Source organism: Ferviditalea candida (assembly GCF_035282765.1).
Classification (GTDB): Bacteria; Bacillota; Bacilli; order Paenibacillales; family KCTC-25726; genus Ferviditalea; species Ferviditalea candida.
In genome coordinates this window covers 1-2,207 of sequence record NZ_JAYJLD010000081.1, presented here as the reverse complement: position 1 = coordinate 2,207, position 2,207 = coordinate 1, and the positions used below count along the sequence as shown (strand labels likewise).

Annotated in this window: 2 protein-coding genes; both read left to right on the top strand. The window is 48.8% G+C overall.

All coding sequences use genetic code 11. The annotated features are described in order from the left end of the window. The first annotated feature begins 89 nt into the window (after positions 1–89). Entirely contained in the window at positions 90–1,328 is a 1,239-nt protein-coding gene (gene istA, locus VF724_RS21060; RefSeq protein WP_371756198.1) for an IS21 family transposase, read from the top strand. After that, the gene (gene istB, locus VF724_RS21055; RefSeq protein WP_371756197.1) at positions 1,325–2,101 is read left to right on the top strand and encodes an IS21-like element helper ATPase IstB; all 777 of its coding nucleotides are present in this window, start codon (positions 1,325–1,327) and stop codon (positions 2,099–2,101) included. The genes istA and istB overlap by 4 nt, the downstream gene beginning before the upstream one ends. The last annotated feature ends 106 nt before the right edge of the window (positions 2,102–2,207 follow it).

The window sequence follows — 2,207 nt, the reverse complement described above, 5'->3', positions numbered from 1 at the left end:
TGTAGGAATCGATGATAAAATCCCCAATATAGCCGGTTGAAAATTCCCCATAAGTAGGGGAAAATCTCTCCCTGAAGGGAGAGAAATCTATGGTGAAGAATGGGGAGTACTACATGATTCAAGAAATGAAGCAAAAAGGGATGAGCATCAATCAAATCGCTCAAGCACTGGGCAGGGACCGCAAGACAATCCGGAAATGGCTCAAGGAAGGACCTCCAGAAGGGTATCATCGAACCGTGACCAAACCGCGGAAATTGGATTCTTACAAGGATTACATTTGCTTGCGTATGAACGAGGGTTGTTTGAATGCGGTTGTCCTCTTCGAAGAAATCCGTGAAATGGGCTACCGGGGTGGAACCACCGTATTGCGAGAATTTATGCAGCCGCTGCGCCCGCAGGTTCAAGCCAAAGCCACGGAACGGTTTGAAACCCCTCCCGGCAAACAAGCGCAAGTCGATTGGGGCGAGGTCACCGTAAACTGGCAAGGGACGAAGAAAAAGCTCCATGTCTTCGTCATGACGCTGGGATATTCCCGGATGATCTATGTGGAATTTATGGAAAACCAGAAACTCGAAACGTTGATGGGTTGCCATCTTCGTGCCATGCAATACTTTGGCGGTATCACGGAAACGGTGCTTTACGACAATATGAAAACCGTGGTCACGGGGGTTGATGATCGGGGAGAAGTCATCTGGAACGAGCGGTTTGCTCGCTTTGCCCATCATCATGGATTTATTCTCAAGCGCTGCCGTCCCTATCGAGCTCGTACCAAAGGGAAAGTGGAGAGTGGGGTTAAATATGTCAAGAAAAACTTCTGGCCGCGCGTGCGCGTATTGGCGAGCTTGGCGGAATTGAATATCCAAGCCCGGTATTGGATGGATACGTACGCGAATGAACGTATCCATGGCACCACCCGTGAGAAGCCGGTGGATCGCTGGCTTCAAGAAAAACTGAAGAAATTCAATCTGGTTCCTTTCGAGGAGATCGATCGGCACACACGCAAAGTCTCCAACGACTGCCTGGTTTCCTATCAAGCCAACTTGTACTCCGTTCCGCATGTCTTTGTTGGACAAGCCGTCGAGGTTCAGGATGAACGAAATGGACGCATTCGCATCTTTCTCGGAAATCAACAAATTGCCGAACATCTCAAGGCAACCGGCAAACATCAAGTCATCCGAACAAAGGAACACTTCGAGGGCATTCGTACTGCGGGCAAAACCAGGGTTCCCCAACCTACTCCCCGCCTCGTACCGAATGCAGCACCCGAGGTGCTCCAAAGAGACCTTTCAGACTATGAGCAGTTCGCGGAGGAGGCGGTAGGCCAATGATCCTCCAAGAACGGCTTGAACAGGCATTTCAGCAGTTTGGATGGACCCGAATCCCGGACATCCTGCACCACGTTGCGGAAGAAGCCTCTAACGAAAATATACCGTATCTTGAGTTTTTGGACAAGCTGTTACAGGAAGAATTGACCGCCAAACACGATCGATTCATCAAGATGAAAACGCGTATGGCTCATTTGCCTTATCGTAAGACGATGGACCAGTATGACTTTACTTTTCAACCCTCGATTGAGGAACGGCGGATTCGGGATCTGGCCACGCTGCGCTTTGTGGAACATCAGGAGAATTTAATTTTTTTGGGGCCTCCGGGCACGGGGAAGACCCATCTGGCTGTAGCTCTGGCGCTGGAGGCCATCGCCAAACGTTACACCGTTTATTTCACAACAGCCCATGACTTGGTACAGACCTTGCAGCAGGCTCATCGGAACAATACCATTCAACAAAAGATGAAGACGTACATCAAGCCCCATATCCTCATCATTGATGAAATCGGCTACCGCAAGATGGAAGACGAAGCGGCTCACTTTTTCTTTCAAATCGTATCGGAGCGGTATGAGAAGGGCTCCATTATTCTCACATCCAACAAATCCTACGGTTCCTGGGGAGAGATATTCGGAGATAGTGTCTTGGCTACGGCGATATTAGACCGCCTGTTGCATCACTCCAGCACCGTCAATATTAAGGGGGAGAGCTATCGAATCAAGGAGAAAAAGAAGGCCGGATTTTTTAGGCAGGATAAGCAGGAAGAAGAAAAGTAATTTACATATTTTTCCGATTTTTTGCCCCCCTAGGGGGGCAACCTTATCCCTATTACTGGGGAATTTTTAACTGATTATTTTGGGGAATTCTATTTCGGTCTTGACA